The sequence below is a fragment of the Mesorhizobium sp. M0189 genome (genome assembly GCF_040322135.1).
Classification (GTDB): domain Bacteria; phylum Pseudomonadota; class Alphaproteobacteria; order Rhizobiales; family Rhizobiaceae; genus Mesorhizobium.
This window is the reverse complement of record NZ_JAMYSW010000031.1, coordinates 21,796-27,795: the sequence shown is the minus strand read 5'-3', so window position 1 is coordinate 27,795 and position 6,000 is coordinate 21,796. Positions and strand designations below refer to the sequence as shown.

Sequence of the window (6,000 nt, the reverse complement as noted above, 5' to 3'; positions counted from 1 at the left end):
GCGTGATGGAGCTGTTTGCCATACCCGGGCTTCGTCCCGATAAGATACTGAAGCTTCATCAGGCGCTCGGCGTGAACTCGCTGGCGGAGCTCGAGGCCGCAGCGAGAGAAGACCGCATCCGCCCAGTCAAAGGCCTCGGCGCCGCGCTTCAGACAAAGCTGCTGCAGAACCTGGCCATCGTGCGAAGCGGCGAAACGCAACTTCACCTGCACAAGGCCGCCGCTCTTCTCCACCATGCGGTCATATCGGTAAAGCAACAGCATCCAGAGTTTTCGCGCGTGGAAATTGCAGGTGACTTCCGACGCGGTTGCGAGCTCGTTTCCGACTTCGCCCTGGTAGCGCAGGCCAGAAAGTCGACTGGAATCGAGGATATGGCCCTCAGGCTTGTTGTCACGGACAGGAAGCACTTTGGCGCGAGCCTGCTCGAGGCAACCGGTTCGGCAGACCACCTTGAGCAACTGAAGACGTTCGCGGCCGACAAGGGATTCACCCTAAACGCCGACGGGCTTCATCGCGGGAGAAAGCTGATCGCGTCAGCGACAGAAGAAGAAATCTACCAAGCTCTAGACTTGCAGTTTATCGAGCCTGAATTGCGCGAAGGCAGGGACGAGATTGAGCGAGCGGCAAAGCAGAAGCTACCCGCCCTCATTCGGGATGAAGATCTGCATGGCATCCTGCATTCTCACACGACCGCATCCGATGGCACCGAAACGCTTGAGGCAATGGCTGAAGCCACGCGTAGGCGCGGTTTCGAATACTATGGTGTCGCCGATCATTCGCAGTCCGCTCACTACGCAGGCGGCCTTTCGTTGCAGGAGATTGCTGAACAGCACCGCGAAGCTGACCGGCTGAACAAGGCATACAATGGAAAATTTCGCATACTGAAGGGCATCGAGGCGGACATCCTGGCAGATGGCTCGCTCGATTACCCGAATCATATTTTGGAGCACTTTGATTTCGTCGTCGCGAGCGTGCACAGCCGCTTCAAGTTGCCCAAGAAGGAACAGACGGGGCGTATCATTGAGGCGATCGGAAATCCTCGGACGACAATCATCGGGCACATGACCGGTCGCCAGCTGTTGCGCCGGCCCGGTTATGATCTCGACGTCGACAAAGTCCTCAAAGCGTGTGCGAAACACGGCGTCGCTGTCGAAATCAACGCACATCCGTGGCGACTCGACCTCGACTGGCGCTGGCATCAAAAGGCACTCGATCATGGCTGCATCTTCAGCATCAACCCGGACGCTCATTCGATACGCGAGCTCGACCACATGCATTGGGGTGTCGAGATGGCGCGCAAGGGCGGCGTCCCTGCGAAGCGGGTCCTGAACGCGATGCGTTTGACGGCCCTCCTTGCGCATCTCGCACGGCGCAGGCAAATGTCCTAACCTGCTTGTGCGCCCGGCCTATCAGTGCAGGAGACCGTCCTTCTCGAAATCGTCCCAGCCGCGCAAACTGGAGTGCGAGTTTTCATCGGGGCCATGGCCAGCTGAAGCTGCAGTTCCGCGCCCGCTTCTTTGAGCACGCTTCATAGCCGCCTTCCCCGCGCCACGCCGCCTATTCTCTGCAGCTGTCGCTGCGTCCTGTTCGCGCCAGACCGTAACCAGGTCGCGGTCAAGCACATCCTCCACGTGCTGCGGGTCGAATACGTGAAAGGTGATGTTCCTTGCCCGCCCGCGGAGTTTCACCGTTTTCGTCCCGGCGCTCTGCAAGCGACCATCTTTCAGCCAGCGGTGCCGTTCGGCCATCGAGATCGTCAGAATGCCCTCGATTTCACGGGGGATTACGTGCAGGTCTTCGATATTCTGCAGTGCTTTGGATACGATCCCGAATACCACCTGCACATCGTTCTCGGCGCCCTCAGATAGGCGCAGGGTAAGCACGCGGGACTCGATATGGAGCAGTTTCCTGAAGTCCGTTGGAAGGCGGGCGCGTATTTCGAGAAAAATACCCGTCGCTCTGACGGACGATCCAAGCGTTGCAGCCGGGGACAAAGGCCATTCTCCAATCAGCTTCGCTGTTGCATTGGTTTTTAGGCGCGTGGACATGCCCCTTTATATAGGTCCCGATTGTCGGCAGCGATGAGCCGATCGCAAAGCCAATATGAGTTCTAATCCGCCAGCGGTCTGAACCACGAGGCCTAAAGGCGCAACCACGATTGTTAGCGGGGCCGCTTGCAACTCCGGCTAACAGGAAGCGGCAGAGTTGATCTCGAAGTGCGATATCAGGCGCGTTGCCGCCTGGCGGCTGTACGTGGGCCACAACCTGACCGTCCGTGATTGGGAGCCACATGGCTAAAGCGGCTGTTCCGCTATTGAGCCTCGACATGCGTTTTCGGGACCCACCCCGTCGGATTCAATCGCGAATCCCGCATCGATCGCGCTTCGCGCAATGAGATCGCCAAGTTGCCAGTCCGTGAGTTCGCAAATGGGAAGCATTCTCCTCACGGTGTGGCTAACGTCGGATATCGAAATGCTCGGGCTGCCGATGTTGTCGATCAGGTGGCGGACAATCGCTTGGCGAACGTCCGATAAGGTAGGCGTCTGCGCGAGCGCAGGCATCACCGGCCCTATGAATGGAGCCGTGGTTCTGCGGCCACGGCTGTTTTTAAGTCGAACGCGACTGGCACACCGTGAATAATGGATGCTGCCGCCAAGAGCTCCTCCAGCTCGCGGTCGGTGGCCCTGCATGCGGGCATGAGTGTTCGGATGGCGCGGATTGCCTGTGCTATCGAAAGGAAGTGGGCCTTGCCTCTGGAGAGAACATAGGCTTCGGCGGCTCTTTCAACCGTGACTGTGTCAAAAGTGGTGGTCATCGAGAATTCCTCCCTGAACCCTGACCCACACGATTTACGGCACGAATTCGGTAGCTTGCAAGGGTTTGTCTGATTTAGGACAGTTAGGCGGAGGCTAGGCCGAAGTGACTTTGCTCCTCCTCCCCGTAAGCACCATGCGTGAGTCGTATCATTCCAACGCGGTCGATAATCGTGATCTCGCCGCGCTTGGCGTGAACCAGCCCCCGATATTCAAGCATTTGGAGGGCCGTGGTAACGCCGGGGCGCTGGGCACCAAGCATTGTCGCCAGGAATTCATGCGTCAGGTAGATCTTATTTCCTTCGACGCGGTCTTGGACCATCAGCAACCAGCGGGCCAAGCGCTCCTCGATTTTGGAGTGGCCGTTGACCAGTGCCGTCCGGGACGACTGGATGAGGAACGCGTGGGCATAGCGAAGCAGTGACTCGCGAAGGGATTGGCTCTCCGCAATCGCAGAGCGAAGAGCTTCAACCGGGAGGATCCAGCCATTACCTGCGACTTGGATATAGGTTTCATTGGGCGACTTGTCCTGGCCGAGAATAACGGCAACTCCTGTCATGCCGTCGTGGCCGACGATACCGACCTCGCTTTGCCGCCCTCCGGTCATCGTAGCGACCACCGACGCGATGCCCATCTCTGGAAAATACACACGCTCGATCGGCTGATAAGAGACTTCCAGCTGGTCTTTGATGTTGAGCTCGACGTGATGTAGTGACGGCCTCAAAAGCGAGAAATCCTCCGAGGAGAGGGTTTTCAATACATGGTTGCGAAGAAGGGATTGGGGCATGGCTCTCTCTCCCATGCGGGCAAGAGCACGTACCTCTTACTGTCGGCTGCGTCCGACGCGCTGGCGGCCGATGTGGGAAGCATAGCCTTCAAATGTGCGGATGGCAAAGAGTCCGTGCCTGGCGAAAGGCTCGGGGAATGTCGGCTTGAGTCCCGTAGGTGGTGGGCGCTTCTTATGACTTATGAGGCCGGTCACGAATGTCCGGAACCGGCCTAAGCAGATCGGCAGGTTTCGAGCATCGAGTTGGCAAAAGCAGTCGTTCAGCTCACGTGATGAGTTTCGGGCGCCGTCGCCTTGCGCTTACCGACATTGTGCTTCACCCGTTCCGGCCCTCTTCTTAAGCGCAGTAACTTTGAAACAAATCCTGCCGGCAGGCGTTCCAGCATGGCGGGCGGCGTTGCCGGAGGACCCAATGCCCGACGAATACAATGACATCGTCATCCCCCAAGACCACGATGCATCGCCACTTCGGGAGGAGGAGTATTTCGTCCTCTGCCCGGCGTGCGGCCAAGCGTTCGACATCAGGTGTATGGCAGAGGCGCTTCATCACAACGAGCTAGGCCACGAGCCATACGACCTCGACTCGTAGTCGGCAGTGATCGACGACCGTCGATGAGCGTTTGGAGATGTCCCTTCAGGCCTCTATACGAGCCGGGTCGAGACCAGCACCGAGGGTAAGCTCTCGCTCATCTGGCCGGTCGCGTTGCCGACCGATCGGCCTGACGAATCCCTGTCGCGAGGGCGGATCTTCGCCGGCACGCTATGTCTTGACGATACCTTGCGGGCTTTCAGCAACGACTTGATGCCGTTGTGGTCGTCGTCGATGCGGCCGCGGCCGACCGAAAGCTTCGACAACGTATGCACCGCATGCGATAGTTGTTGTTCATCCAGGGCGACGGCGCCTACTCCACCGCAACTATGTCGCCCAGTTCTGTCACGACGCTCCGAAGCAGACCTGCTCCCGGCATCGGGTGCCGGGACCAACATGTGATCTCCATAATGCGTAAGAGCCGGAGGCCCATCGCCGGCGACAAGGCGCTCATTGCAGAGAAAGGTTAACGATCGATCGGATGCCCGCGTGCCTTCACGCGCAATGTTGCTGGGCGCCTCCTTCGACAGCGCGCTCATGCGACACGTCCTGGCCGCGCGCGCCGCCTGTTGCCGAGAGCGACGATCGCGACTGCGCGAACGGCTGGACGGCAGGTGAAGCGGGGCCGCGATAGGCGCACATCGGACTTGCTTCACCGGTAGTCCGAAGACGCCATCGACGCTATCTGACCGAAAGCAAACAGAAGCTGGGCGTGCCCCACTGAAAGCACAAGCAAGCGCAAACGTTCCGGGACTGATGCTCGGCTGGCGGCAACTTGCTCGCCAGCCGAGTTTATCTTAGCCGGTGGTCGGGGGAGACCAGCCAGCCACACACTGGTGATTCCAAACCCGAGCCGATGTGCCAATCAGCAACCTTCGTCGGTCTTTTTCACCTGGCCCGGCGCGGCGGTATTGGCTGTCGTGTCCTGCTGACCAGGCGCCGCCTGCTGGGCGCTGCCAGTCTGCTGGCCCGGCGCGCAGTCTCTGGCCGAGTTCGGATTTGTGGTGCCGCTGGTGGTGGTCGTGTCGGTGCCCTGGTCGCCGGACATGTTGGTCCCGCCGCTCGTCGTGCCGGTGCCCTGACCCTTCGTACTGGGCATGGTTGTGGTGGTCGAGGTTCCGGTCATCGAGGTTCCGCTCGTCGAGGTTCCGCTGGTCGTCTGGGCAAAGGAAAGCCCTGCCGACACTGCCAGCACGGCCGAAGCCAAAAGGATGCGTTTCATCTTCTTTCTCCTGTCTGAATGCGCGGGATGCGCCTGGCAAATCGAACAGGCAGACAGAAGGAGTGTTCCCCGATGAAGTTCAACTTTTGTAACTCTGGTCCTAGGTCAGCCTCAGGATGACGGGCGTATATTAGAGGCCTCTTGAAGAAGACGCTGCCCGCACCAGAATCCATGGCATGGCTCGGGGAATAGGCATTGGTGACCAGGTGGCGATTACTGCCACGGTTCGAAGGCGGATAACAGAGGACCGCGTAACCGTCTCTTTCCCAGGTTACGACTTCCCACATTCCATGATCGACCACACCAAGGTGAACCGAGGCCAGCAAATCGACCTGAAAGGTGAGGTCACGCGCATCGACGAGGACACCGTGACGATCGACCTCGGGCCGCTGGTCACGGTCGACCGTGGCAAGGTCCGGCTAATGGAGAAATATCGGCCGCCAAAACGACGAAAGGCACTTGTCGTTGCCCCGGATTAGAACCGACAACATCGCGACAGGCTATGAGGGCAGGCCGCATGACGGGCCGGTAGAGGACGAGTCGAAGCACTTGGTCTACTGCCCAGTCTGCGGCCAAACGTTCGACGCGC

General features: G+C 59.2%; 8 protein-coding genes. 3 read left to right on the top strand and 5 right to left on the bottom strand.

The genetic code is table 11. From position 1 onward, the window contains the following. On the top strand, positions 1-1,388 hold a 1,388-nt coding region (locus NKJ09_RS30530), incomplete at its 5' end, for a DNA polymerase/3'-5' exonuclease PolX (RefSeq protein ID WP_352764531.1). Positions 1,389-1,409: 21 nt separating this feature from the next. Here the strand turns inward: NKJ09_RS30530 and NKJ09_RS30525 are convergent. The 3 genes from NKJ09_RS30525 to NKJ09_RS30515 form a co-directional block, all read right to left on the bottom strand. Beyond that, complete coding sequence (locus NKJ09_RS30525; protein ID WP_352764529.1) at positions 1,410-2,048, bottom strand: hypothetical protein; 639 nt, start codon at positions 2,046-2,048, stop codon at positions 1,410-1,412. Between the two features lie 521 nt (positions 2,049-2,569). Next, entirely contained in the window at positions 2,570-2,815 is a 246-nt protein-coding gene (locus tag NKJ09_RS30520) for a hypothetical protein (RefSeq protein WP_352479079.1), read from the bottom strand. Between the two features lie 83 nt (positions 2,816-2,898). Then, on the bottom strand, positions 2,899-3,600 hold the full coding sequence (locus tag NKJ09_RS30515) for a Crp/Fnr family transcriptional regulator (RefSeq protein ID WP_352764527.1): 702 nt from the start codon (positions 3,598-3,600) through the stop codon (positions 2,899-2,901). A gap of 412 nt (positions 3,601-4,012) precedes the next feature. Here NKJ09_RS30515 and NKJ09_RS30510 point away from each other — a divergent pair, with 412 nt between their 5' ends. Beyond that, the gene (locus tag NKJ09_RS30510) at positions 4,013-4,189 is read left to right on the top strand and encodes a hypothetical protein (protein WP_352495879.1); all 177 of its coding nucleotides are present in this window, start codon (positions 4,013-4,015) and stop codon (positions 4,187-4,189) included. A gap of 53 nt (positions 4,190-4,242) precedes the next feature. On the opposite strand, the gene NKJ09_RS30505 is transcribed toward NKJ09_RS30510, so the two are convergent. Then, positions 4,243-4,455, bottom strand: a complete 213-nt coding sequence (locus NKJ09_RS30505; protein ID WP_352571680.1) for a hypothetical protein — start codon at positions 4,453-4,455, stop codon at positions 4,243-4,245. 599 nt (positions 4,456-5,054) lie between these two features. Then, complete coding sequence (locus tag NKJ09_RS30500; protein ID WP_352764525.1) at positions 5,055-5,411, bottom strand: hypothetical protein; 357 nt, start codon at positions 5,409-5,411, stop codon at positions 5,055-5,057. A gap of 290 nt (positions 5,412-5,701) precedes the next feature. On the opposite strand from NKJ09_RS30500, the gene NKJ09_RS30495 reads away from it, so the two are divergent. Continuing rightward, on the top strand, positions 5,702-5,890 hold the full coding sequence (locus NKJ09_RS30495) for a hypothetical protein (protein WP_352764523.1): 189 nt from the start codon (positions 5,702-5,704) through the stop codon (positions 5,888-5,890). Positions 5,891-6,000 lie beyond the last annotated feature (110 nt).

What these genes read in the sequence shown, in the direction of transcription:
- NKJ09_RS30510 (WP_352495879.1), top strand. Translation starts at nt 4,013, where the DNA reads ATGCCCGACGAATACAATGACATCGTCATCCCCCAAGACCACGATGCA.
- NKJ09_RS30515 (WP_352764527.1), bottom strand. Translation starts at nt 3,600, where the DNA reads ATGCCCCAATCCCTTCTTCGCAACCATGTATTGAAAACCCTCTCCTCG.
- NKJ09_RS30525 (WP_352764529.1), bottom strand. Translation starts at nt 2,048, where the DNA reads ATGTCCACGCGCCTAAAAACCAATGCAACAGCGAAGCTGATTGGAGAA.
- NKJ09_RS30495 (WP_352764523.1), top strand. Translation starts at nt 5,702, where the DNA reads ATGATCGACCACACCAAGGTGAACCGAGGCCAGCAAATCGACCTGAAA.
- NKJ09_RS30520 (WP_352479079.1), bottom strand. Translation starts at nt 2,815, where the DNA reads ATGACCACCACTTTTGACACAGTCACGGTTGAAAGAGCCGCCGAAGCC.
- NKJ09_RS30500 (WP_352764525.1), bottom strand. Translation starts at nt 5,411, where the DNA reads ATGAAACGCATCCTTTTGGCTTCGGCCGTGCTGGCAGTGTCGGCAGGG.